This is a genomic window from Halomonas nitroreducens (assembly GCF_003966155.1).
Taxonomy (GTDB): Bacteria; Pseudomonadota; Gammaproteobacteria; order Pseudomonadales; family Halomonadaceae; genus Halomonas; species Halomonas nitroreducens.
Map to the genome: position 1 here is coordinate 98,703 of NZ_RXNS01000001.1, position 25,067 is coordinate 123,769.

Consider the following 25,067-nt stretch of genomic DNA (forward strand, 5'->3'; position numbering starts at 1 on the left):
GGATGACGGCCACCCTCTGAAGGTTACCCAACCGAACAGAGGAAGCCGCGCCATGAGCGATACGCCACAGGATCCGCGTCGACGCCATTCCGCCCCGGTGGTGGATGGCGTCGGCAAGTCGGCCAGCCGCGCCATGCTGCGCGCGGTGGGCTTCACCGATGCCGACTTCGCCAAGCCCCAGGTGGGCATCGCCTCCACCTGGAGCCGGGTCACGCCCTGCAACAGCCATATCGGTGAGCTGGCCGAACAGGCCAGTGCCGGCGCCGATGCGGCCGGTGGCAAGGGCGTGATCTTCAATACCATCACCATCTCCGACGGCATTGCCAACGGCACCGAAGGCATGAAGTACTCGCTGGTGTCCCGGGAGGTGATCGCCGATTCCATCGAGACGGTGGCCGGCTGCGAGGGCTTCGATGGCCTGGTGGCCATCGGCGGCTGCGACAAGAACATGCCCGGCTGCCTGATCGGCCTGGCGCGGCTCGACCGGCCCAGCGTGTTCGTCTATGGCGGCACCATCCTGCCCGGCGAGGGGCACACCGACATCGTCTCGGTGTTCGAGGCCATGGGCGCCCACAGCCGCGGCGATCTCGACCTCATCGAGGTCAAGCAGATCGAGGAAACGGCGATCCCCGGTCCCGGTGCCTGCGGCGGCATGTACACTGCCAACACCATGGCCTCGGCCATCGAGGCCCTGGGCATGAGCCTGCCCGGCAGCTCGGCGCAGAATGCCGTGTCCCGAGCCAAGCACGATGACAGCCGGGCGGCGGGGGAGGCGGTGCTGACGCTGCTCGAGCGCGACATCAAGCCCTCGGACATCATGACCCGCGAGGCCTTCGAGAACGCCATCACCGTGGTCATCGCCCTGGGCGGCTCCACCAACGCGGTGCTGCATCTGATTGCCATGGCCGACGCGGTGGGCGTGCCCCTCGCGCTCGGCGACTTCACCGAGATCGGCCGGCGGGTGCCGGTGCTCGCCGACCTGCGGCCCAGCGGCCAGTACATGATGAGCGAACTGGTCGAGATCGGCGGCATCCAGCCGCTGATGAAGACCCTGCTCGAGGCGGGACTGCTGCACGGCGACTGCCTGACCGTGACCGGCGCCACCCTGGCGGAGAACCTGGCTAACGTGGCTCCCTATCCCGAGGACCAGGCGATCATCGCGTCCCTCGAGGCGCCGCTGAAGGCCGAGAGCCACCTGCGCGTCCTGCATGGCAACCTGGCCCCGGAGGGCGCGGTGGCCAAGATCACCGGCAAGGAGGGCACCCGCTTCTCCGGGCGGGCCCGGGTGTTCGGCTCCGAGGAGGAGGCCCAGGCGCGCATCAACGACGGCAGCGTGGTGGCCGGCGACGTGGTGGTGATTCGCTACGAGGGGCCGCGTGGCGGGCCCGGCATGCGCGAGATGCTCACCCCGACCTCGGCGATCATGGGGCGCGGGCTCGGCAGCGAGGTGGCGCTGATCACCGACGGACGCTTCTCCGGTGGCAGCCATGGCTTCGTGGTCGGCCATGTCACCCCCGAGGCCTTCGACGGTGGGCCCCTGGCGCTGGTCGAGGACGGTGACACCATCACCATCGACGCCGAAGCGGACACCATCGAGGTGGCCCTGGACGATGCCGAGCTCGCGCGTCGCCGGGCCGCCTGGCAGCCGCCGGCACCGCGCTATACCCGCGGGGTGCTGGCCAAGTACGCCCGCACGGTCAGCTCCGCCTCGACGGGGGCGGTGACCGACCGGCCGGTGTAGGACCATGCACCGCTCCCGTGCCGTCGGGCGCGTGACCGGGGCGGCGCTGCTGGCGCTGCTGCTGCTCGCGGGCTGCGCCGGGGTCCCGGCCTGGCGGGAGGCGCCATCTCCCGACCGTGAGCGGTGCCGGGCTCTGCTCACTGCCTTCGATGCCGAGGTGGCCGAGGCGAGCGTCGACGATGCCGGCAGGGCCCGGGTCGCCGGGTTCCCGTACCTGCGCAGCGACCGCCTGCTGGCGAGCTTCGCCCCGGCGTTGCGTCATCATCCCGACGCGCCGCGCTATGTCGACTGGCTGGGGCGCATGCGACAGGGCGATGCCGAGGCGCGGCGGATCGAGGCCGCCAACCTGCCGGCCCCGGCCCGCGAGCGCCTGGCGCGGCACACGGCCGGCAAGGCGCCGGCCGTGGCGGCCAATGCCTGCGGTGACCGGCTGTTGGCCGCGGAACTGCTGGGGCCGGAGGACGGCCCGGCCCGGTCGGCGCTGCGCGAGGCCGTGGCGGCCCCCGATCACTACGTGGACACCTGGCGGGTGCTGGGGCTCTATCCCCTGGCGCGGGTGGGATTGTCGCTGGGCTATGGACGCTGGCGGGACGCCTACCTGAGCGGTTTCGACGGGCCCTTCCCGACCCGGGGCGCGGCGCGGCGCTATGCCCCTGCCGTGCCCGAGGGCCCCCCCCTGGACGACGAGGCCGCCGCCCGGCTGGTGCGCACGGCCCCGCGCAGCCCCCTGGGGCTGGTCGACCTCGACGACGAGACCCTGCTGCGCCTGGCCGCCTACCACGCGCCGGTGTTCGCCATCGAGACCCGGGGCCACGACGACCGCCTCGGTGCCCCCTACTGGCGGCGGGGCCCGTCGGGGCCGCTGCCGGCAGTGGACACCAACCACCCGGTGGCCGATGTGCGCCTCGCCCATACCCGCTTCGGCGGACGGGTCCTGCCACAGCTCGTCTACACGGTGTGGTTCCCGGCGCGTACCCGGCGGGGGGCCTTCGACATCCTCGGCGGGCGCCTGGACGGGGTGGTCTGGCGGGTGACCCTGGGGGCGGACGGCCGGCCACTGATCCATGACAGCATCCATGCCTGTGGCTGCTACCATCTGTTCTTCCCGGTATCGCCGCTGCGCCGGGTCGCGGTGCCGGCGGACCACGACCTGCGTGAGGCGCCGCTGACACCGGCGTATACACCGCTGCGGAGCGCGGGGCAGCGGCTGGTGGTACAGCTGGCCGCGGTCAGCCACTACCTGGTCGGCCTGGATACGGTCGATGGCGCCGCGGGCGCCGACGCTACCTATGCCCTGCGGCTGACCCGCCAGCCGCCGCGCTACGGGCGTCGCTCCCTGGCGCTGCCCGGCGACGGTCGGCGCAGCCTGTTCGGCCCCGAGGGGATCGTGGCGGGCACCGAGCGCCTCGAGCGCTTTATCCTGTGGCCCGCGGGGATCCGCAGTCCCGGAGCGATGCGCCAGTGGGGCACCCACGCCACGGTGTTCGTCGGCCGGCGCCACTTTGATGAGCCCTTCCTGTTCGAGGGGGCCTTCGCACGGCCTCGCTGAAGTGACGTCCTTGGCGAATCGTCAGGGCGCTCGGGTGCGGCGGGCGCGAGACGCTCGAAGGGCGAGTCTCGCAGCCGATCAGCATTACGCCCGAGAGGCTAGCAACCTGTGGGGTTCGAACGATCGTCAAGAGAATCCCGGATTTCGAGTCAAATTGACCGATCGGTTGAGGCGGATAGCGCGCTATTTAACGAAATGGATCGAATAATCTTCGCCGAAAGACCGGGATTCACAGTGGATCGGCGTTAAGCCCGACAGGCTGCTGGTTTGGTGGATACCCTTCGTTGCCCACAGGAGGCGATATGCCGAAGACAGGACCGAAACAAGCCCGCATCGAGCCCGTTCACGAGGCGGAGAACATGAACCTGCCGGTGATTGGCTGGCACGTGATCGACGAGACCGATCCCGACAACGAGATCGTCGTCTCCGAACACGATACCGAGGCGGAGGCGATACGGGCCGCCGAGGAATACGAGCAGCGCGAGGATTGACCCCGGCGGTGCCCGGCGCCTTCAGGGCTCGCTGGTGGCGGCATGGCGAAGCCGTAGGCGGGCCCGCAGGTGGCGGGCGAGGATGTCCACGCCGATGTTGAGCAGGGCGGTGATGACGATCAGGATCAGGGCCTGGTCGAAACGGATCTCCTGAATGGCGCTGTCCACGTAGAAGCCCAGGGTGGCGATGCCGAGGATGCCGAGGATGGCCGTCTCGCGCATGATGATTTCCCAGCGATAGAAGAGGAAAGCCAGGAAGGGACCATAGAGCCGCGGGGTGAGTTCGTAGGCGTAGCGCTCGACGCCGCGGGGGGCATCCGGGCGCAAGGCGATGGCGTTGCTGCGTCGGCCGATCAGGTGGCCGATGATGCCGCCGTTATGGATGGCCAGCGCCACCACCGCCGGCAGCATCGAGGGCCCCCACAGCTGGAGCAGGATGAAGGCCAGCAGGTATTCCGGGGTGGAGCGCAGGATGACGAGCAGGGTGTGCCCCAACGCGCCACTCAGGCGGTGGGTGAAGTGCCGCGAGGCCAGCGGATAGAGGGCCAGAGTCAGGATCCCGGTGACCACCAGGGCGACCTGGGTCAGGATCAGGGTGTTCCAGATGCCGGGCAGTGCCTGGTCGGCGAGCAACTCGCCCAGCCACGGCAGCAGGCCATCGAGGCCCTCGCCCCGTCGCAGAGGCGCCGGGACGATGTCCTCGGTGAAGAAGCGTGACACGTTCTGCCAGCGGATCGGCAGCCCGCTGCCGAGCAGGAAGGGGGCGGCGAGCAGGTAGATGGGCAAGAAGCGCGGGCGGACCCACAGCTTGAGGGTGGCGATCAGCAAATAGAACAGCAGCAGCAGGGCCCCCACCGTGGCGTATTGACCCTGGGAGAAGGACGAGTCCAGGTAGAAGCCGAGGGTGGGGATGCCGACGAAGCCCAGCACGGCACTGGAACGCAGGCCGCACTCCAGCCGATAGGCGGTGTAGCTGACCAGGTGTGGCCAGGCCTGGCTGATGCGCGTGTAGGCCAGTGCCGAGACTACCCCGGTGCCGTGGGGGAGTACCCGGTAGGGTTCGGGGTCGGCCTCCTCGAGGATCTCGGCATAGACCTTGGCGAAGACCCCGGCATAGGGGAGGGCGATGGCCAGGACGCCGGTGAGGGGGTGGAGCCCGAAGAACTGCAGGAAGATCAGCGCCCAGAACAGCTCATGAATGGCGCGCACGAAGGCGCAGAGGGTGCGCACCGTGCGATAGCGGAACGCCAGCGCCAGGAGCATGCCGGCCCCGGCCCCCAGGCCGACCCCGACGAAGGCGAAGGCCAGGGTGCGCAGGATCGCCTCGCCCAGGTAGTCCACGGCAGTGAAGTCTGGCTGGACCAGCCCCAGCAGGAGGCGTCCCAGTTCCCCCCAGGGGTCGTGCGCGCTGATCCGGAAATCGGCCAGGAAGGCACAGGCGATGGCCAGGACCACGAAGGCCAGGCTGGTGCGAATGGTGGGCGAGTGCCAGATGGCCGCCTTTCCTGTCCGGTAGGAATCCATCTTCGACGTGCCTTTTCCCACTCAGTACAGGACCCGTAGGTCGTGGGAACTGAGTGTATGGCTGGGGGCGTCCAGGGCGATGGTGCCATCGGCGATGCCGATCACGCGGTCGGTATAGCGCAGCGCCAGCTCCACGTCGTGCATGGCCAGCACAGCGGTGGGGTAGGCCTCGGTCAGCGCCGCCATCACCGCGTCGGACAAGGGACCGTCGAGCGCCGAGACCGGCTCGTCGGCGAGCAGCAGCTCGCCCTGCTGGTGGATCGCCCTGGCCGCCGCGACTCGCTGGCGCTGGCCGCCGGAGAGTTCGCCGCTGGCCGTCCAGCACTTGTCGGCGATGCCCAGTTGCTCCAGCAGGGGCAGGATCGTGGCCACGTCGCGGTGGAAGGGACGCACCAGGCTCGCCAGGTTGTACCAGACGGGGCGTCCGGCGAGCCGGCCCATGAAGACGTTGTGGAAGACACTCAGCGAAGGCACCAGGCCCAGCTCCTGCGGCATCAGCGCCACGCCCTGGCATCGCCAGTGCCGATGCATGATGCCGAGCAGCGTCGACTTGCCGGCGCCGCTCTTGCCCACCAGCGCGACTCGCTGACCCGGGGCCAGGGTGATGCTCAGCGGGCCGAGGACCCGCTGCGTGCCGTAGTCGGCGACGATATTGGTGAGTGCCAGCGCGTTCATCAGTCGAGGATGTCGAGCTGCCGGCCGACCTCGCGGATGACCTCGTAGTCGTCATTGCTCACGGGGATGAAGCCGGAACGCGGGAAGCTCTCGAGCAGTGCCGGGTCGTTCATGTCGAGCAACGCCTGCTGGACGCGATCGGCGAAGCCCTCGCCGAAGCGGTCATCGACGTCGCCACGGATGCTCCACTGATAGTCCGGGTAGGCTGGGGTCTCCCAGATGACCCTGACGCTGTCGGTATCGATGTTGCCGGCCTCGACCTCGTTCTCCCAGACGGTGTAGTTGAGGGCCCCGAGCTGATAGGCCCCGGTGGCCACCAGCGAGGCGGTGCGGCTGTGGTTGCCGCTGAACCCGACCCGGGAGAAGACCTCCTCCGGGGCCTCGCCGAAGGCCTCGCGCAGGAAGTGCTCGGGCATCAGCCGCCCGGAGGTGGAACCCTTGGAGCCGAAGGTGAAGGTCATGCCGCGCATGTCGTCGACCAGCCCGGCGCCTTCCTCCAGGCCCGTGCTCTCGTGGGCGATGAAGTAGGTCCGGAACCGGGCATCCTCGACGCCCTGGGCCAGGGCCCGGGAGCCCGGCACGCGCTCGCGGGCCTGGACGCCGGAGAGGCCGCCGAACCAGGCCAGCTGCACCTGGTCGTTGCGGAAGGCGCTGACGGCGGCGGCATAGGACTTCACCGGCACGAAGCGCACCTCGACGTCGAGCTCGTCCTCGAGGTAGTCGGCGACCTTCTCGAACCGCTCCTGCAGCCGGGTCTCGTCCTCGTCGGGGATGGCGGTGAACACGAAGGGTTCCGCGGCACCGGCCAGGGGGGCGGCCAGGGCCAGCGACAGGGCGAGGGTCAGGCGTCCGAGCATGGAGTTCTCCTTCAGGAAAGGGCGGGCGAACCGACATGTTACCCAAAAGTCCGGGGCTTTCCGATTCGGTCGCGCCGGCCTCAACGCGCGCAGGTGCGAAAGCCGGAGAGGATATCCTGTCGGTCGGGCGTGAAGAAGTTGCGATAGCCGTTGTGGATCAGTCGCGAGCGAGTGGCCCAGGCCCCGCCGCGCAGCACCCGGCGCCCCTCGACGAACCAGGGTGCGGAGTAATCGCGGTAGAGGTCGGGTTCGAAGCCCGGGAAGGGGCCGAAGGACGAGGCCGTCCACTCCCAGACGTTACCCAGCATCTGGCGGCAGCCGAAGGCGCTGTCGCCTTCGGGCAGCGCCGCCACATCGAGGCGCCCCAGCAGCCAGCCGTCCAGGTTGGCGAGCCGGCCGTCGGGTGGCGCCTCGCCCCAGGGGTGGCGGCGCTTGCCCGGGGCGAGTGATCGCCCGTCGGGGTTGGGCGCCCGGCTGGCGGCGACCTCCCACTCGGCCTCGCTAGGCAGGCGCCGTCCGGCCCAGCGACACCAGGCCTCGGCCTCGTGGAAGCTGACATGCACCACCGGCTGATGGGGGGCGAGGGGGTACCAGCGATCGAAGCGTCGTTCCTCCCAGCCGCCGCCGACGGCCTTGCGCCAGTACAGGGGCGCCTGGAGGTCGCGTGCCTCTCGCCATGCCCAGCCGGTCGAGCTCCACAGCTCGGGGCGGGCATAGCCATCGTCGTCGACGAAGGCGGCGAATTCGGCGTTGGTCACCGGTGCTCGTGCGATGGCGAAGGGGGCGACCTCGACCTCCAGGGGCGGTTTCTCATTGTCGAAGCGGAAGGGCACGGTGTCGTTGGAGCCCAGCAGGTGCCGCCCGCCGGGAACGGCGACATCGCCGGGCAGCGCCCCGGCCGGGGCGTCGAGGGGGGGCTGCCCGGGGAGGGGCGAGCCCAGCGCGGGTGGCGGGTCGCCCAGGGTCTGGCGGGTGTAAACGAAGGCCTCGCCGTGCATGTCCTCGTGCAGGGTGGTGAGTTGATAGACGTAGCTCTGGGCGGCACTGGCCTGGCCATCGGGCAGGCGTTCGAGCATGGCCTGCTGGACCCGGCCCAGGTAGTCCAGCGTCTCCTCGCGGGAGGGCAGGGGTAGCGCCCAACGGTCGTCGTGGGCGATGCTGCTGGAATCGAAGAGTCGCTCGGCTCCGGGCAGCCGGTAGTCGGGCAGTCCATACAGCCCGCGCAGGGCGAAATGGTCATGGAAGTAGCCCAGGTGGCCGAACTCCCACAGCGGCGGGTTGACGATGGCCAGGCAGGGCCCCAGCTCGCGGGCCTCGAGAAGCTCTCGCATCAGGGCCAGGCTACGGTCACGGGACTCGGTGAGCATCGCCGCCAGCTCGTCGGCGGCTCGCGGTGGCGTTGGCGGTGTGGCGATCATGCCGACCTCATCAAGGGAGTGGGGATGTGCTGAAGGTGACGCTGGTGACCCCGGCCGGACGGGGATCGCGGGCCGGCAACCGGACCACGGCGACCCGCTGGGCGCGACGCCTGCGGGAGCTAGGCTGCCGCGTGCGCCTGGCGGGGCCGGAGGAAGCCCCGACCAGCTGGCGCTTCGGCAGCCGGCCGCCGGACCTGCTGTTCGCCCTCCATGCCTGGCGCAGCCATGCTGCCATCCGGGCCTGCCGCGAGGCTTTCGCCTGCCCGGTGGTCGTAGTGCTCACCGGCACCGACGTCTACCGTTTCCAGCATAGCCATCCCGAGGCGTTTCTCGACAGTCTGGACGCGGCGGATGTGCTGGTCGGATTGCACGACTGTCTGGAAGAGGATCTGCCGACGCGCTTCCATCCACGCCTGCGAATCGTGCACCAGTCGGCGCTGCCGTTGCCGCCCCGGGCCCCGGGCCCGAAGGAGCGAGCCTTCGAGGTGCTGGTCGCCGGCCACCTGCGCGAGGAGAAGGACTCGCTGCGCGCGGCCCTGGCGGCGCGCGACCTGCCGCCGACGTCACGGCTGCGGGTGGTGCAGCTCGGCAGTGCTTGCAGCGACGACTGGGCCCGCGCGGCCCGCGACGAGATGGCCCGCAACCCGCGCTTCCGCTGGCTGGGCGATCTGCCCCGCTGGCGGGTGCGCCGCTGGATGGCACGCTCACGGCTGATGGTGATCAGCTCGCGGATGGAAGGGGGCGCCAACGTGGTCAGCGAGGCCTGCGTGGCCGGCCTGCCGGTGGTGGCCTCCGACATTCCCGGCAATCGCGGGCTGCTGGGCGAGGCCTATCCCGGTTACTTTCCCGTGACCGATACCGAGGCCCTTCGTGCCTGCCTGCTGCGCGCCGAGCGGGAGGCGTCGTTCGTCGAGACGCTGCGCCGCCATGTCGCGGCCCGGGCGCTGCTGTTCCGCCCCGAGGCCGAGCGTGATGCCCTGGCCGGCGTGCTCGCCATCTGCGGCCTCTGAGCCGTCACTCCCTCAGCACGATGGGCTCCAGAGCCTCGCCGACCTCCCGGACGCGGCCGATGATCGCGGCTTGGCGGTAGCCTTGGGCGTGCAGGGCGGCGAGGCAGGCCTCGGCACGTTCTGCCGGCACGCCGGCCAGCAGGCCGCCGGCGGTCTGGGGGTCGAACAGCAGGGGGTAGCGGGGGTGGTCCACCCAGGCTCCCTGGTCGCGAATGGCCCGGCGCAGGCGCACATTGGCCGGTTGCAGCGAGCTCAGCAGGCCAGCGGCGACGGTATCCTCGGCGCCCTCTAGCAGCGGCAGGGCCGTCAGGTCGAGCTCGGCATCCACCTTCGAGGGGCGCGTCATCTCCACCAGGTGCCCGAGCAGGCCGAAGCCGGTGAGGTCGGTACAGGCGGAAGCGCCGTGCTCTCGCAGGCAGGTTGCGGCCTCGCGGTTCGACAGGCTCATGCTCTCGAGCGCGGCATCGATCCAGCGCCCCTTGGCCCCCAGCCGAGCATGGGCGGCGAACAGGGTGCCCGTGCCGATGGGCTTGGTAAGGATCAGCGCCTGGCCGGGGTGCAGGCCGCCCTTGGTCAGGGCGCCATCCCCCTCGGTGTCGATCAGGCCGTTGACGGCGAACCCCAGGGCCAGCTCCTGGCCCTCCCCGGTGTGGCCGCCGACCAGCGCGCACCCGGCCGCATTGAGCACCTCGATGGCGCCGGTCATCATCTGGAAGACGGTCTCCTCGACCTTGGCCTCCAGGCCCTGGGGCACGGTGGCCACGGCCGTGGCGGTCTGGGCTTCGGCGCCCATGGCGAAGATGTCGCCCAGGGCGTGATTGGCGGCTACCTTGCCGAACACATAGGGGTCGTCGAGGAAGGCGCGGAAGAAGTCCACGGTATGCACCATGGCCTTGCCCGGCGGCACCCGCACCACGGCGGCATCGTCCGGGGCGTGCAGGCCCACCAGGACGTCCTCCCGTTCCACCGGTCGCAGGGTCGACAGGGCGCGGGACAGGGTGGTGGCGCCAACCTTGGCGCCACAGCCGCCGCAGCGCATGGCGATGGCCGAGATGGCCTGGGTATGCTCCTCCTTGTCGAGGGCGACCCGACTGGTCGCGGGAGCCTGGCCGTTGTCTTCCGCCATGGGGGGCAGGGCATTGAAGCGCGCCATGAAGCGCCGGTCGATCCAGTCCTTCCAGCGCCAGACCCAGTCGCCGGCCAGGCACAGCTCGCCACGCGAGGCCACGGCGTGCCGATCACCGGTGCTGATCAGGGCCAGCCACCGGGCCTGGGGGCGGTAGGACGTCAGGGGGCGGCCGGTCACGGCGGCGCGCAGGTTGTCGGCCAGCGGGCGACCCTGGCGGACGGCGAAGACGCCGGCCTTCTCGCGGGGGTGGTTGACCTGGTGGGCGATATCGCCGGCGGCGAAGATCCGCGGATCGCTCAGCGACTGGAGGGTGTCGCCGACCTTGATGAAACCGTCGTCATCGAGCTCGAGCCGGGTGTCGCGCAGCCAGGCGGCGCCGCCGGCGTTGGTCACCCAGACGATCTCGTCAGCCTCATGCCAGCTGCCGTTCGCGTCCTGCAGCCGGCCGGCGTCGACGACGGTGATATCGGTGCCGGTATGCACGGCGATGCCACGAGCCCGAAGGTGGTCCCGGAAATTTGCCCGGACACGGGCATTGTGGGTCGGCAGGAAGACCTCGCCACGGGTGAAGAGGGCGAAGGCCAGCTCGTCCGGGTCACGGCCCCGGTCGGCGAGCTCGCGGCGGAGGCGATGCTGCATGGCCAGCAGCAACTCGACGCCGCCGGCACCTCCACCGACCACGGCGATGCGCGTGGTCCCGGGGTGATGGGTGACGCGCTCGAGCAGCGTCTGCCAGCGGTCGTTGAAGCGATGGATCGGCTTGACCGGCACGGCATGCTCCCTGGCCCCTGTGACCGTTTCCACTCGCGGCGTCGAGCCGATGTTGATCGACAGCTGGTCGTAGGTGACCGGGGGGCGCGAGCGGCAGAGGACGCGCTGTCCTTCATGGTCGATGCCGATCGCCTCGTCGCGCAGGAAGCGTGCCCCGGCGTATTCCGCCAGGCGGCGCAGATCGATATGCACCTCGTCATAGTCGTAGTGACCGGCGATGTAGCCCGGCAGCATTCCGGAGTAGGGGGTATGGGAGTCCCGGCAGATCAAGGTCAGCCGTACCCCGGGCTCGGGCCGCATGGCGAAACGCTTGAGCACGCCGACGTGGCTGTGGCCGCCGCCGACCAGCACGATATCGCGTAACACCGGTTGCTGCGGTTGCTGCATGGTCAGGCTCGCTCTAGATTGAGGTGACCGGTCCAGTCTAAAGGCATTCCGGCGTCGGGAGGCCATCCCGTCGTTCGGGGGCGCGCCTGTCAGTCATTGCCAGCGAGGGTCGTCGATGTCCGCCACTGCCGTGCGTTTCCATGACCAGCATGTCGACGAGGCGGGGCCCTCCTTCGGCGACGGGGTGATCGCCGGGTTGAGCCGGGAGCGCAAGCGTCTCTCGCCCAAGTACTTCTATGACGAGCGTGGCTCCCGGCTCTTCGAGGCCATCTGCCGTCAACCCGAGTATTACCTGACCCGCACCGAGGAAGGCATCCTGGCCTCGGCCGCCGAGGAGATCGCCGCCATCGTCGGGCCGGAGTCGCTGCTGGTCGAACTGGGTAGCGGGGCCAGCCGCAAGGTCAGGTTGCTGCTCGAGGCGGTGCGTCCACGCCGTTACCTGGGCATCGATATCTCGCGGGACTTCCTGCTCGAGAGCACCCGCCGCCTGGCGGCGGACTATCCCTGGCTCGAGGTGCATGCCGCCTGGGCCGACTTCTCGCGTCGCCTGCGCCTGCCGAGCGGCGTCGCCGGCCGTCGGGTGGTCGCCTTCTTCCCGGGCTCGAGCATCGGCAACTTCTCGCCGCGCGAGGCTGAGGCCTTCCTCGCCGGCCTGCGCCGGGCGCTGCCGGCGGGCAGCGGGGTGCTGATTGGTGTCGACCTGATCAAGGACCGGCGTATCCTTGAGGCTGCCTACAATGATGCCGCGGGCGTCACGGCGGCATTCAACCTGAACCTGCTGGCGCGCATGCGCCGCGAGCTGGGGGCCGCGGTCGAGGTGGGTGCCTTCCGGCACCTTGCCTTCTTCAATGCGCCGGCAGCGCGCATCGAGATGCACCTGGTCAGCGAGCAGCGCCAGGCCATCACCCTCGATGGGCAGCGCTTTGCCTTCGAGCCGGGCGAGACGCTGCATACCGAGAACTCCTGCAAGTACAGCGTGGCGGGGTTCCAGGCCCTGGCGGCGCGTGCCGGGTATCGGTCACGCACCGTCTGGTGCGATGACGAGGCGCTGTTCAGCGTTCACTACCTCTCGAGCGACTAGCGATCGAGCGACCAGCCGCTCGGCTGGCCGGGCAGCGCGGCCCGTCAGGCTTCGAGCCGGGTCACCCGGATCGGCAGACCCTGGCGCACGGCGGCGCCGCTGATGGGCTCGAGCCAGGTGCCGTCCACGCGGCGGGTCGGGTCCTTGAAGCCCAGATCATTGATGTTGATGCCGGCGCGCAGCCACTCGAAGTCGGGCTGGGACTCACCCTCGATCACGTGGGGGGTGGCCCCCAGGTCGCGGTGGCCGTAGCCGTGCTCGATGCTCAGCGCTCCCGGCATCACCCCCTCGCCGACCAGCGCCAGGGCCACCACGCTGCCGCCGGGGCTCTCGATGCGAATGGTATCGCCATGACTGATGCCGAAGCGCTCGGCGTCCTGGCGATGCATCCTCACTGGGTTGTAGGGCTTGATCATGCGCAGCCGCTCGAGGCCGATGGCGTAGGAGTTCATCAGGTTCGACTTGAACGAGAACGCCAGCAGCGGCCACTCCTCCTCGGTGAACACCTCGCGCATGGCGCGGCCGTCGGCCAGCGGCGGCAGGCCGTGGCGGGGCACGCCGCGGTTGGGCTCGCCGGTCTGGGTGTTGATGCTGGTACCCACCTGCTCGTTGTAGACGCACAGGGTGCGCTTCCAGGCGCTGGTGAGGTTCTCGCCCTTGAAGTGGTCCTTGAACTCCTCGAAGCGCCCGCCGCGGGCGTATAGGTAGGCCACCGGACCACGCTCCTCGGGCCTGAGGGTGCGCTCCAGTTTCGGCAGCAGCGGGGCCAGGCCGGCGTGGGCGATGTCGCTCTCGTCGGCGTCGGGCAGCGGTTCGCCCTGCATGGCCACGTTGGCGGCGGCGCGTAGGAAGAAGTCCTCGGCACGGTTGAGCGGATGCAGGTTGCCGTCGGCGTCGGGGATCGCGCCCTCGCCGAAACCCGGCAGCCCGAGGCGCTTGGCGGTGGCGATGAAGAAGCTCTCCATGGAGACCGGCTCGCCTTCCGCGGTCTTCTGCTGGCGCGGCTCCACCACGGGCCAGCAGGCGGTGGTCATCCTGCCCAGGTTGCCCTTCCAGGCGCCGGTGAAGCCCCACACCTCGTACATCACCGAGTCCGGCACGATGTAGTCGGCGTAGCGGTTGGTCTCGTTGAGGAAGCCGTCGACGGCGACGAAGAGCCCCAGGCGCCCGGGGTCCTTGAGCTTGTCGGCGATCAGCGCCTCCAGGCCCGCCTGCCCGTAGATGGGGTTGGCCATGCAGCCGATGACCGCCTTGATCGGGTAGGGGTAGCCGTCCAGCGCCGAGGGCAGGTGCTCGGTCAGCGTCGGCGGTGCCAGCGAGCGCCAGGGCGCACGGGCGGGGTAGGGGTCCTCCCCGGCGGCCACCTTGCGCTGGTACTCGGAGGACTTCTCGTAGGGGAAGCGCGAGCGGGAGAGGAAGACCCCCTGGGGGCCGCGCTTGCCGGGGAAGTTGGCCAGGTCGTAGCGGGGGCCTTCGCCCACGCCGTTGAACTGGCCGCCGCCGGGGGCGCTGCCGCCCTTGCGGTTGTGGTTGCCGGCCAGCACGTTGAGCATCTGCATGCCGAAGGCGGCGTAGAAGCCGTTGCCGGACATCATGCCGCCGTGGGAGTTGGTCACTGCGCGACGGCCATGGCTCGCGAAGCGCTCTGCCAGGTCGACGATGGTGGCCTCGGGGATGCCGCAGTGCTCGCTATACTCGGCCAGGGAGTACTCGTTCGCAGACTCGCGCAGCAGCACCATGCTGCTCTTCACCCGCACGGTAGAACTGTCGGCGAGCTCGACATCACGGTCGACGAAGAGCTCGGCGGCCATCGCGTCGACGCTCTTCGTAAGCTCGCCGTCGGCCACCACCATGGGCACGTCGGCATCGCTGTCGGCCTCGGCCAGGCCCAGGTCGCTGGCGCGCAGGAAGCGGCCGCGGCGCGGGTGGTCATCGGACTCGATCACCAGGTGGGTGGCGTTGGTGTGGGTCACTTCATTGGCGGCGTCCGCGGCGGGCTGGCCGGGCAGTGCCAGGAAGTCCCTGGCGTAGCCTTCGTGGTCGAGCAGCCACTGGATCATGGCCATGGCCAGGGCGCTGTCGCTGCCCGGGCGGATCGGCACCCAGCGGTTGTGGTCGGCGGCGTGGGAGGCCGAGGCGTTGAGGCCGGGATCGACCACCACGTACTCCAGGGTGCCGGCGGCACGTGCCTGGGCGATCAGTCGCCCCTGGCGCTTGAACGGGTTGCCGGCCTGGCTGGGGGCGGTGCCCACGTAGAGGATGAAGCGGGCGTTCTGGATGTCCGGCTTGGTGTGCGCGAACTTCTGCATGTCGTTCATCACCGCACCCGAGCCCATGCGATAGGCAAGGCCGCAGTAGGAGCCGTGGTGGCCGTAGTTGCGGGTGCCGAAGGCGTTGAAGGCGAAGCGCTTGAGGATCGCGGAGCGGCCGTAGTCGGTGGCCTCCATCACCATCAGCTGGTTGGCCTTCGGGCCATACTCGGGATTCTCCGGGTCGATCAGGGTATCGAGATCGTGGATGGCGCGCAGGCCGTCCACATGGCCCTCGCCGAACAGGTCGCCGCCCTCGCAGATCTCCTCGATGACCTGCTCGAAGGGCACCTTCTTCCATTCGCGGCTGCCGCGCTCGCCCACCCGCTTGAGGCAGTGGGTGATGCGGAAGGGGCTGTCGATTTGCGCCATCATGGCGTTGCCCCGGGCGCAGGCGGTGGAGCGGTTCTGCTGGCCCTGGTCACCGAAGGCGCTGACGCTGCGCAGCGCCTCGACCACCGGGGTGCGCATGGGCAGGTGCTCGCCGGCGGAGAGCGGGTGGTAGGGGTTGCCGGCCACGCGCAGCACCTGGTCGGTGGCGTTGTCGACGCGCACTCGCACCCCGCACTTGGTGGTGCAGCCGTAGCAGACGGTGAAGGCCACGCGCTGGTCAGGGTTGAGGGTGAGCTCGCCCGCAGGGTCGACGCTGTACTCCGGCGCCAGGGAGTTGCCGTGGATGCGGTGCTCGGGGGGCTCGCCGGCGCTGCCGGTGACGCCCTTGGCCATCTTGACCAGCGGGTCGGAGTAGCCGGCGGCGAAGGTGGCGGCGCCGCCGGCGGCGACGGCGCCCTTGAGGAAGCGGCGACGTGAGGTGTCGGTTGACTTAGCCATGACGGAGGGCTCCTTCGACGTCAGGGTGGTCGGGTGCGGCGGGGGAGATATCGGCGGTACTGCCGCCCTGGGTGGCCTGGCGCCACGGCACGAAGAGGTCGATCAGCAGGATGGCGGCGAGCCACAGGCCGAAGGTGCCGACGATGCCGAGGATGCCGGAAGAGCCGGCGGGAATGCCGTAGTGGTGAAAGCCGGCGCTGTGGCGGGCCACGGTCTGCACGTCCATCAGCACTACCCAGCGGAACATCCAGCCGACGTGCAGGGCCACCAGGCCGAGCACCCAGCCCCAGGCGTAAAGCGTCGGCCGGCGTGAGGCGGGGCCAGTCAGCAGGTAGAGCACCGCGCCGAACAGCACCACGCCGGTGAGGCCGCCCCACAGGGCGGTGCTTCGCCACTCGGCGCTGTCGCGCACGGATGCCAGGGCCGCGGCCACCGAGCCGGCGTTGGCGTTGATGCCGTCGAGCAACCAGCTGCCGGCGACCAGCCCGGCGACCAGGCAAGCCCCCAGCATCACCTTGAGCATCTGCCGATTGACCGCTGTGCTGCGCTCACCGGCCAGGCGGTTGAGCACCAGGATCAGGCCCGCGGCGGCGATGAAGCCGGTGGCCACGAACATCGGCGGCAGCCAAACGGTGTGCCACAGCGGGCGGGCCTTGACGATGGCCACCTCGGCGCCGGTGTAGAGCATGATGCCGGTGGAGAGGGCGAGGGTGCCGAGCCCCACCAGCACCACCAGGGCGCGCGGGGTGGGGGGCTCGCCCAGCGACAGCCAGCGGGCGACCAGGCCTCCGAGCCCGGGCGCCTGGCGATGGGCCTGCAGCGCCGGGCGCCAGGCCAGCCACGAAAGCACGATCACGCCGACCACGTAGAGGGGCAGCACCAGGCTGCCGACGGACATCCAGGAGTGGCTGTTGGCGTAGGCGTAGAAGTGCCAGAAGCGCAGGGGCTGGTGCAGGTCGGCGAGCAGTGCCACCGGCGCCACCAGGGTGGTGGTGAGGCAGGCGAGCAGCGCCAGGCGCGCGGTAGGCAGCCAGCGCGGCCTGCCGAAGACCAGCGCCGGGGCGGCCAGCCACAGGGTGGCGTAGGAGAGCGCGATCATGAAGAAGTACTGCACCGCCCAGGGATACCAGGCGATGTCGAAGCGCGGGGCGAGCAGCTCAATGGCGGAATTCATAGCCCATCTCCTGGCCGTGGGGGTCGAGGACTTCCAGGGCGACCGGCTCGGCGTCGGGGCGAGTGACGAAGCGCTCGTCCATGCCGAGGTAGAAGACCTGGGGCAGGGTGTTCTTCTCGGGCTGCAGCACCATCAGCGCGTCGCGATGCTCGGCGATCATGCGGCTGATCTGGCTCTCGGGGTCGCGCATGTCGCCGATGATCCGCGCGCCGCCCACGCAGCTCTCCACGCAGGCCGGCAGCAGGCCCGCCTCCAGGCGGTGGGCGCAGAAGGTGCACTTGTCGGCGGTCTGGGTGCGCTCGTTGATGAAGCGGGCGTCGTAGGGGCAGGCATTGACGCAGTAGGCACAGCCCACGCAGCGATCGCTGTCGACCACCACGATGCCGTCCTGGCGCTGGAAGGTGGCCTCCACCGGGCAGACCGGCACGCAGGGCGGGTTCTCGCAGTGGTTGCACAGGCGGGGCAGCATGAAGGTGGCGACCTCGCCGCTCTCCTGGTGCGCCACCTCGTACTGGGCGACGGTGGTACGGAAGCTGCCCAGGGGGGGCGGCGTTCTCGATATGGCACGACACGGTGCATGCCTGGCAGCCGATGCACTGGCGCAGGTCGATGAGCATGCCGTAGCGCTTGCTGGGGTCGCCTTCGCGACGGGGTGGCTGCTGGTTGATACCGGCGCTGGCGATGCTCGAGAGCGGCACCATCGCGGCGCCCGCGCTGAGGCGGGCCAACTGGCCGAGCAGGGTGCGGCGAATGGGGTCCATGGCGCCTCCGGTGGCCTGGGTGGTGCGGGATTTCCGCTGACGGGTCAGGGGGGATACCGGAAGGCTACCTGCGACCAAGGTCTAGGCGCTTGACGCGGATCAAGAGATCGTTAGCAAGCTCTTAATGTTGGCATAATGTTCATTCAAATCATTGAAGATAAAGGACTTTCTGACCTTCGGGCAGGCAAAAAAACGCCCCGCCGGGAAGGCGGAGCGTTCGCTGTTCGTCATCCTGTCGGCCTCCCACGGGAGGGGGCAATCAGGGCGGTGAGCCGCTCGGGTCGATGCTGCGACAGACGAGGCGTAGCTCATCGAGGGTGAGGTGTTCCAGTCGCCCAGCCCCAGCCAGCAGACTGCTGATCTTCTTGACACGCCGCCACGCCCCTGGGAGCGCGGCAGCAAGACTTCACTCCGAGGTGGCGGAGCGCATCATGTCCTCGAAGGTCATGGCGTCCTCGGGGAGCTGGAAGATCTCGCCATCCGGCGTGGCATCGGAGAGGCGGGTGATCCGGAAGCGGTCGCCGAAGCGCAGCATGCCGAGGCCGCGCTCCTCGAGGGTGGTGGCAATGGGGTCGGGCTCGCCGGTCATGGATTGCTGGTAGGCATGGAAGGAGGCCATCAGCTCCCGGACCTGGGGATTCTCGCTGAGGACCATCTCGTCGTCATGGGCGGTCCCGGCCTTGTCGGTCCACTGCAGGCGGTAGACCTCGCCCTCCAGGCCGGCGATGGTCTCCTGCTCGCCGGTAGCCTCCAGGGCATCGACGGCGCTGGCCTGCTGGCTGGCGATACCGGCGTTGGCCTGGTCGCCCCCCATGCTCTCCGCCATCTCGCGGAGCTTGGCCATGTCCATGACCATCGTCTGGCCCTGCATCTGGCTGACCATGTAGCCCTTGCCGTCCTTGAGCAGCATGAAGCCCGCCTGGGCCTGCTGCGGGAAGTCCATGCGCAGGTCATCGTCTGCCCAGCTGACCTCCATGGTGGCACCGCCCTGGTCGGAGCGGGTCTCCAGGGTGGCCTGCCCAGCGGCGAGGACGGGCAGCGAGGCGGCCAGCAGCAGGCCGGTCACGAGGTGTCGCATGTGGGGATCTCCCTATGTCTCGAATCCATGAAGGCCGGCAATCGTGGATTGCCGGCCTTGATCCTGGTCCGTTCGGCCGGGGCTGCCGAGGGCTCAGGGTGGGGTAAGCTGGGGGTCGATGGTCCGGCGCAGCGTCTGGAGCTCGTCGAGGGTGAGCTGCTCGAGACGACCGGAGAGGAGGTCGCTGATCTTCTGCATCGGCAGACCGGCGCGACGCGCGATGTCGCGGCTGCCCAGATCCGATACGGCGATCAACCGGGTGATGATGCGCATGAGGCGAGTGCGTTGTTCCAGATCCCTGACATCGAGGTCAGGGCACCTTCGCGGAGGGTCGAGGAGTTCCGCGGCGGTCGAGGGGCTTGCCGTGCTCATGATGCTCCAAGGGACAGAATCGACGAGTACAGCATGCAGCCTTTTTGCCGGTTTCGCCAGTGTCGTGAAGGGGCCGGCAGCCCGTCCTGGCAAAGGGGCCTCGCGAGGCGCTGTATGACGGGCCCTGAACATCATGGCAGGCTGATTAATGCGACCAAAGTGGAATTCGACTGCCCGAAAGTCGACTTGTAGGGGGCGATGCGGTGGTCTATTTTTTGTCGATACTTTTATTAAAAGTATTAATTTCTACAAAAAATCAATCTCACTGATGAGGGGGAGTGACATGAACGATACGTCGTCCACGGAGACGCATCTGACGCGAGTGCTGGCCCGCAAGGATGTGCTGGCCCTGGCCTTCGGCGCCATGATCGGCTGGGGGTGGATCGTACTGACCGGCAGCTGGATCGAGTCCGCCGGCAGCCTCGGCGCCATCACCGCCTTCCTGCTCGGCGGGGTGGTGATCGTGCTGGTGGGCCTGACCTATGCCGAGCTGGCCTCGGCGATGCCCCAGGTCGGGGGCGAGCATGTCTACAGCTACCGGGCCATGGGGCATTTCGCCTCCTTCCTGTGCACCTGGGCCATTACCCTGGGCTATGTCAGCGTGGTGGCCTTCGAGGCCGTGGCCTTGCCCACCGTGGTGGAGCATCTCTTCCCGGATTATGCGGTCGGACAGCTGTGGACCATCGCCGGCTGGGACGTGAAGGCCACCTGGGTGGCGGTCGGCGTGGCCGGGTCCGTGGTGATGATGGCAATCAACTACTTCGGCGTGCGCACGGCCGCCCTGGTGCAGAAGGTGGTCACCCTGCTGATCCTGGCGGTCGGCATCCTGTTCATCACCGGGGCGCTGTTCGAGGGCAGCACCACCACCATGGAACCGCTGTTCCGGGTCGAGCAGGGGGTCATCGGTGGCATCATGACGGTGATCATCATGGTGCCCTTCATGTTCGTGGGGTTCGACGTCATTCCCCAGGCCGCCGAGGAAATCAATCTGCCGTTCAAGGAGATCGGCCGGGTGCTGATGATCTCGGTGATCCTGGCGGTGTTCTGGTATGCCTTCATCATCCTCGGCACCGCCCTGATGCTCGACCCCGCGGCACTGGCCGAGAGCTCCCTGGCGGTTCCGGATGCCATGCAGGCGGCCTTCCAGGCGCCCTGGGCCGGCAACCTGATGATCCTGGCCGGCATCGCGGGCATCATCACCAGCTGGAACGCCTTCTATATCGGCGGCTCCCGGGCCATCTACGCGCTGGCGCACTCCGGCATGCTGCCGGCCTTTCTCGCCAAGCTGCATCCCAAGCACCGCACGCCCACCAACGCCATCCTGCTGATGGGCCTGATCTCCAGCATCGCGCCCTTCTTCGGTCGGCCCGCCCTGGTCTGGCTGGTGGTCGCCGGTGGTCTGGGCATCGTCATCGCCTACCTCTTCGTGTCGCTGTCCTTCGTGATGTTGCGCCGGCGTGAGCCGGACATGCCGCGCCCCTTCCGGGTGCGTCGCGGCAAGACGGTCGGGGCGCTGTCGGTGATCCTGTCGCTGGCGCTGGTCGGCATGTATCTGCCCGGCAGCCCCTCGGCGCTCTCCACCATCGAATGGAGCATGTTCGCCGGCTGGATGCTGCTGGGCCTGGCGCTCTATGCCTGGTCACGGGCTCGTTACGGCGTGGCCTACAGCGACACCATGATGCAGCGCGAGCTCGGCGGCGCCGATCCCTACCCCGGCCGCTGACTCCGGCCGTGAGCCACTGAGTGGGGTGAGCCCCGGCCCGGAAGGGTCGGGGCTTTTTTTGTTCATCGCCCTTTGCCGCGGCGACGTCGGCCCGACCATAGTCGTAGACATAGCGCAATTATATTGACGAAAATAAAAAATGTAGATATTTTTAAATCACAACGCTCGCGACGATGGAGACCCTGACATGACCGTGCTGACCCGCCTTCCCGACACCGCCATGCCGCTGCCCGCCGACCTCCAGGGCTTCACCCTGGCGCCGTCCCCCCAGTCACCGCGGTTGTTGCAGCTGACCGTCTCCCGCCAGGTGGTCGAGGCCTTCCTCGAGGCCGTGTCCGAGTGGCCCGTCCAGGCCCTGGAGTACAAGTCCATGCTGCGCTTCCGGGTGGCCAGGATCCTCGACGACCTGTGCGGCAACACCCTGCAGCCGGTGCTGATCAACACCCTGGTGGATCGTGGCACCGGCGGCCTGCAGGTCACCCCCGAGGGTCTCGACGACCTCGAGCAGGCCGACGAGATGGTCAAGTTCGCCACTGCCGTGGCGCACCTGATGGGGCGGTCCAACTACGACGCCATGAGCGGCCAGTACTACGCCCGCTTCGTGGTCAAGAACGTCGATGACTCGGACAGCTACCTGCGTCAGCCGCATCGCGTGATGGAGCTGCACAACGACGGCACCTTCGTCGAGCAGGACACCGACTATGTGCTGATGATGAAGATCGACGAGCAGCACATGGAGGGCGGCGACTCGCTGCTGCTGCACCTGGATGACTGGGAGGACCTGGAACGCTTCTATCGTCATCCACTGGCCCGTCGCGAGATGCGCTGGACCGCGCCGCCCAGCAAGAACGTGGCCAAGGACGTCTACCATGCGGTGTTCGATGTGGACGCCAGCGGTCTGCCGATCATGTCCTACATCGACCAGTTCGTGCAGCCCAAGGACTTCGAGGAGGGTAACTGGCTGACCGACCTCTCCGAGTCCCTGGAGGGCAGCCCGGCGATTCTCTCGGTGCCCAACCCGGTGGGCAGCTTCCTGCTGATCAACAACCACTTCTGGCTGCACGGGCGGGATCGGTTCAAGTCCCACCCGGACCTGCGTCGGGAGCTGATGCGCCAGCGGGGCTACTTCACCCATGCGAAGACCCTGCGCAACCCGCGCCAGCGTTGAAGAAAGACGCCTGAGGCGCATCGCACCGCCCGACGGGTTACCCTGACGAGGCCACGCCGTGACGACGGCGTGGTCGTCGCATTAGAAGAACGAGGACGGCATGTACGATTTCATCATCATCGGTGGGGGCATCCTGGGCATGTCCACCGCCATGCAGCTCAAGCAGGCCTACCCGGACCACCGCATGCTGGTGGTGGAGAAGGAACGCGAGGCGGCGCGCCACCAGACAGGTCACAACAGCGGCGTGATCCATGCCGGCGTCTACTACACGCCGGGCAGCCTCAAGGCGCGTTTCTGCCTGGAGGGCAACCGGGCCACCAAGGCCTTCTGCGAGGCCCATGACATCCCCTACGACAGCTGCGGCAAGCTGCTGGTGGCCACCAATGACCTGGAGATGCAGCGCATGAAGGCGCTGTGGGAGCGCACCGAGGCCAATGGCCTGGAGCGCGAGTGGCTCGGCCCCGAGGCGCTCGCCGAGCGCGAGCCCAACATCACGGGCATCGGCGGCATCTTCGTGCCGTCCAGCGGCATCGTCGACTATGCCGAGGTGACCCGGGCGATGGCGGCGGAGTTCGAGCGCCTGGGCGGCGAGATCCACTACGCGGCCGAGGTCACGGCCCTGGAGGAACGCCGCCAGGAGGTGGTGGTGACCACCAGCGCCGGCGAGTTCACCAGCCGCTACCTGGTCACCTGCTCGGGGCTGATGGCCGATCGGGTGGTGCGCATGCTGGGCCAGGATCCCGGCTTCACCATCTGCCCGTTCCGCGGCGAGTATTACCGGTTGCCCGCCGAGCACAACGACATCGTGAACCACCTGATCTACCCGATCCCGGACCCCTCCATGCCGTTTCTCGGCGTGCACCTGACCCGCATGATCGACGGCTCGGTGACGGTGGGGCCCAATGCCGTACTGGCCTTCAAGCGCGAGGGCTATCATCGTCGCGATGTTTCGCCCCGGGACCTGGTGCAGATGCTCACCAACCCGGGCATCCTCAAGGTGCTGGGCAGGAACCTGCGCCCGGGACTCGCCGAGATGAAGAACTCGCTGTTCAAGCGTGGCTACCTGGAGCAGGTACGCAAGTACTGTCCGAGCCTGACCCTCGACGACCTCGGCGACTACCCGGCCGGGGTTCGGGCCCAGGCGGTCTCCCGCGATGGCAGGCTGGTGGACGACTTCCTGTTCGTGAACACGGCACGCACGGTGAACGTGGGCAATGCCCCGTCACCGGCGGCCACCTCGGCGATTCCCATCGGCGCCCATATCGTCGAGAAGGTGAAGGCCCAGGTAGCGGAGTAGGGCGTTACGACCTTGGGCGAATTGCCGAAAGCATTAGGAAACGTAGAAATATTACCTGGCCCCGGTGCCAGGGGGCTGCTAGCGTCTTTCGAGGCGGTGAGCGAAAGCATCGCCCACAACAAGGACAACGCCTTACCGATTCGCGACGGAGGATCCTACATGCGAGCACTCAAGTATGCTCTGGCGGCCTCGCTGCTGGTGGCGGCCCCCGCGGCCCTGGCCCAGCAGCAGCTGTCCATCGCCACCGGCGGCACCGGCGGCACCTACTATCCCTACGGCGGTGGCCTGGCCGAGCTGATCGGCGAGCACGTCGAGGGCCATGACGCCGTGGCCGAGGTCACCGGCGCCTCGGTGGAGAACATGGGGCTGGTCTGGCGCGGTGACTCCGACCTCGCCCTGGCCCTGGCCGACACCGTCTACCAGGCCTATACCGGAACCGGTGACTTCGAGGGCCGCCAGCTCGAGAACATCCGGGCCCTGGCGTCGATCTACCCCAACGCCGTGCAGATCGTCACCCTGGCGGATTCCGGGATCGAGTCGCTCTCCGACCTCAAGGGCAAGACGGTATCCGTGGGCGCGCCGGGCAGCGGCACCGAGATCAACGCCAGTACCGTGCTGGAGGCCAACGGCATCACCTACGATGACATCGACGCGCGCCGCCTCAACTTCAACGAGACCGCCGATGCCATCCGCGATGGTGACATCGACGCCGGGTTCTGGAGCGTGGGGCCGCCTACCAGTTCGATCCTCAACCTGGCCACCACCCGCGATATCCGCCTGATCGGCCTGACCGACGAGGAAGTGGCCAACGCCAAGGGCGAGGAGCCGGTGTTCGCCGCCTACAAGCTGCGTGCCGGGCTCTACGAGGGCATGGACGAGGCCGTCCAGACCATCGGGGTGCCCAACGTGCTGGCCGTGAGCGCCGAGATGGACGATGAGCTGGCCTACCAGATCACCAAGACCCTCTTCGAGTACACCGATGAGCTGATCGCCATCCACCCGGCGGCCAATGACACCACCGTGGAGTTCAGCGTCGAGTCCACCCCGATCGCCTTCCATCCCGGCGCGCTGCGCTACTACGAGGAGGTGGGCGCCGAGATCGCCGACCGTCAGCGTCCCTGAGGGGCGTCGACATGTCGCTGATGACCAAGGGGCGGGTCGCCTGGCCCGCCCCCTTGCTGTGGCTGATGCTGGCGGTCACCTCGCCGGCCCTGGCAGACGCCGGGTGCCCGGCCTACGAGCTGCGGGTGCGTGATGCCGAGGGCCAGGTGCTGGTGCGGCTGCCGATGCCGGAGGAGGCCGGCTGGTGCCTGGCCTGGAACCATTCCGTGGAGGGCTTTCCCGTCCACGACTGCTATCGCAACCGGGGCGGGCACATGGTGCTCGAGCGCAGCCACCTGCCGGATTTCGCGGCCGGCCTGGACCATATTCCCGGGCGTGGCCGCCAGGTCTCCGATGGGCAGGGCGGCTACTGGATCGAGGCGATCGACGAACCGGTCCCTGGCGACCGCTACCGCCTGAGAGTGGGCGCCAGCCGGGTCGATCATCGCCTGGTGCGCCACGGCGAGCCGAGCCTCGCCACCCTCCTGACCCGGGCGGCTGACCACGGCTGCGGCGCGGTGCGCCCCGACGGCGACGCGTCGGTGGAGATCAGCCTGAGCGAGCGGGCTGCCAACCAGCGCGTGACCCTGGCCCTGGAGCCCATCCTTCCCTGACGCGGT

The 25,067-nt window shown here is 68.8% G+C and carries 21 protein-coding genes; 10 read left to right on the forward strand and 11 right to left on the reverse strand.

The features are described 5' to 3' along the window. The first annotated feature begins 52 nt into the window (after positions 1-52). From ilvD to EKG36_RS00360, 3 genes are all read left to right on the forward strand, one after another. Complete coding sequence (gene ilvD, locus EKG36_RS00350) at positions 53-1,741, forward strand: dihydroxy-acid dehydratase (protein WP_126479861.1); 1,689 nt, start codon at positions 53-55, stop codon at positions 1,739-1,741. Positions 1,742-1,745: 4 nt separating this feature from the next. Beyond that, complete coding sequence (locus tag EKG36_RS00355; protein ID WP_126479863.1) at positions 1,746-3,290, forward strand: hypothetical protein; 1,545 nt, start codon at positions 1,746-1,748, stop codon at positions 3,288-3,290. Positions 3,291-3,592: 302 nt separating this feature from the next. After that, entirely contained in the window at positions 3,593-3,781 is a 189-nt protein-coding gene (locus tag EKG36_RS00360) for a hypothetical protein (RefSeq protein WP_126479865.1), read from the forward strand. Positions 3,782-3,802: 21 nt separating this feature from the next. Here EKG36_RS00360 and EKG36_RS00365 read toward each other — a convergent pair whose 3' ends face one another. From EKG36_RS00365 to senA, 4 genes are all read right to left on the reverse strand, one after another. Then, positions 3,803-5,305, reverse strand: a complete 1,503-nt coding sequence (locus tag EKG36_RS00365; protein WP_221766016.1) for a PhnE/PtxC family ABC transporter permease — start codon at positions 5,303-5,305, stop codon at positions 3,803-3,805. Positions 5,306-5,326: 21 nt separating this feature from the next. After that, a complete protein-coding gene (locus EKG36_RS00370) occupies positions 5,327-5,980 on the reverse strand; it encodes an ATP-binding cassette domain-containing protein (RefSeq protein WP_126479867.1) in 654 nt (217 codons plus the stop codon). Then, on the reverse strand, positions 5,980-6,837 hold the full coding sequence (locus EKG36_RS00375) for a putative selenate ABC transporter substrate-binding protein (protein WP_126479869.1): 858 nt from the start codon (positions 6,835-6,837) through the stop codon (positions 5,980-5,982). The genes EKG36_RS00370 and EKG36_RS00375 overlap by 1 nt, the downstream gene beginning before the upstream one ends. An 80-nt stretch (positions 6,838-6,917) precedes the next feature. Further along, positions 6,918-8,255 (reverse strand): selenoneine synthase SenA, encoded by a 1,338-nt coding sequence (gene senA, locus EKG36_RS00380; RefSeq protein ID WP_126479872.1) that lies wholly within the window; start codon positions 8,253-8,255, stop codon positions 6,918-6,920. Between the two features lie 26 nt (positions 8,256-8,281). Between senA and senB the strand changes: the two genes are divergently transcribed. Further along, the gene (gene senB / locus EKG36_RS00385; protein ID WP_221766017.1) at positions 8,282-9,265 is read left to right on the forward strand and encodes a selenoneine biosynthesis selenosugar synthase SenB; all 984 of its coding nucleotides are present in this window, start codon (positions 8,282-8,284) and stop codon (positions 9,263-9,265) included. Positions 9,266-9,269: 4 nt separating this feature from the next. Here senB and selD read toward each other — a convergent pair whose 3' ends face one another. After that, entirely contained in the window at positions 9,270-11,552 is a 2,283-nt protein-coding gene (gene selD / locus EKG36_RS00390) for a selenide, water dikinase SelD (RefSeq protein ID WP_126479874.1), read from the reverse strand. Between the two features lie 115 nt (positions 11,553-11,667). On the opposite strand from selD, the gene egtD reads away from it, so the two are divergent. Continuing rightward, positions 11,668-12,633 carry an L-histidine N(alpha)-methyltransferase gene (egtD, locus tag EKG36_RS00395; RefSeq protein ID WP_126479876.1) on the forward strand — a complete coding sequence of 322 codons (966 nt, stop codon included), beginning with the start codon at positions 11,668-11,670 and terminating at the stop codon, positions 12,631-12,633. Between the two features lie 44 nt (positions 12,634-12,677). Here the strand turns inward: egtD and EKG36_RS00400 are convergent, their stop codons facing one another. From EKG36_RS00400 to EKG36_RS20885, 6 genes are all read right to left on the reverse strand, one after another. Next, positions 12,678-15,773 (reverse strand): molybdopterin dinucleotide binding domain-containing protein, encoded by a 3,096-nt coding sequence (locus EKG36_RS00400; RefSeq protein WP_126479878.1) that lies wholly within the window; start codon positions 15,771-15,773, stop codon positions 12,678-12,680. After that, positions 15,766-16,947 carry an NrfD/PsrC family molybdoenzyme membrane anchor subunit gene (gene nrfD, locus EKG36_RS00405; RefSeq protein ID WP_126479880.1) on the reverse strand — a complete coding sequence of 394 codons (1,182 nt, stop codon included), beginning with the start codon at positions 16,945-16,947 and terminating at the stop codon, positions 15,766-15,768. Before nrfD ends, EKG36_RS00400 begins: the two co-directional genes overlap by 8 nt. Continuing rightward, positions 16,931-17,452, reverse strand: coding sequence for a 4Fe-4S dicluster domain-containing protein (locus EKG36_RS00410; protein ID WP_246007388.1), 522 nt, complete (start codon positions 17,450-17,452; stop codon positions 16,931-16,933). The genes nrfD and EKG36_RS00410 overlap by 17 nt, the downstream gene beginning before the upstream one ends. Before the next feature lie 355 nt (positions 17,453-17,807). Further along, complete coding sequence (locus tag EKG36_RS20880) at positions 17,808-17,939, reverse strand: hypothetical protein (RefSeq protein WP_281274390.1); 132 nt, start codon at positions 17,937-17,939, stop codon at positions 17,808-17,810. A 175-nt stretch (positions 17,940-18,114) separates the two neighbouring features. Further along, a complete protein-coding gene (locus EKG36_RS00415) occupies positions 18,115-18,786 on the reverse strand; it encodes a hypothetical protein (protein WP_126479882.1) in 672 nt (223 codons plus the stop codon). 93 nt (positions 18,787-18,879) lie between these two features. Continuing rightward, positions 18,880-19,293 carry an XRE family transcriptional regulator gene (locus EKG36_RS20885; protein WP_342774401.1) on the reverse strand — a complete coding sequence of 138 codons (414 nt, stop codon included), beginning with the start codon at positions 19,291-19,293 and terminating at the stop codon, positions 18,880-18,882. A gap of 148 nt (positions 19,294-19,441) precedes the next feature. On the opposite strand from EKG36_RS20885, the gene EKG36_RS00425 reads away from it, so the two are divergent. The 5 genes from EKG36_RS00425 (at position 19,442) to EKG36_RS00445 (ending at position 25,061) form a co-directional block, all read left to right on the forward strand. Then, a complete protein-coding gene (locus tag EKG36_RS00425; protein ID WP_126479886.1) occupies positions 19,442-20,881 on the forward strand; it encodes an APC family permease in 1,440 nt (479 codons plus the stop codon). Positions 20,882-21,068: 187 nt separating this feature from the next. Further along, complete coding sequence (gene glaH / locus EKG36_RS00430; RefSeq protein ID WP_126479888.1) at positions 21,069-22,049, forward strand: glutarate dioxygenase GlaH; 981 nt, start codon at positions 21,069-21,071, stop codon at positions 22,047-22,049. Positions 22,050-22,149: 100 nt separating this feature from the next. Then, on the forward strand, positions 22,150-23,346 hold the full coding sequence (gene lhgO, locus EKG36_RS00435; protein WP_126479890.1) for an L-2-hydroxyglutarate oxidase: 1,197 nt from the start codon (positions 22,150-22,152) through the stop codon (positions 23,344-23,346). Positions 23,347-23,505: 159 nt separating this feature from the next. Then, positions 23,506-24,468, forward strand: a complete 963-nt coding sequence (locus tag EKG36_RS00440) for a TAXI family TRAP transporter solute-binding subunit (RefSeq protein ID WP_126479892.1) — start codon at positions 23,506-23,508, stop codon at positions 24,466-24,468. Between the two features lie 20 nt (positions 24,469-24,488). Continuing rightward, the gene (locus EKG36_RS00445) at positions 24,489-25,061 is read left to right on the forward strand and encodes a DUF1850 domain-containing protein (RefSeq protein WP_425459572.1); all 573 of its coding nucleotides are present in this window, start codon (positions 24,489-24,491) and stop codon (positions 25,059-25,061) included. Positions 25,062-25,067: the final 6 nt, after the last annotated feature.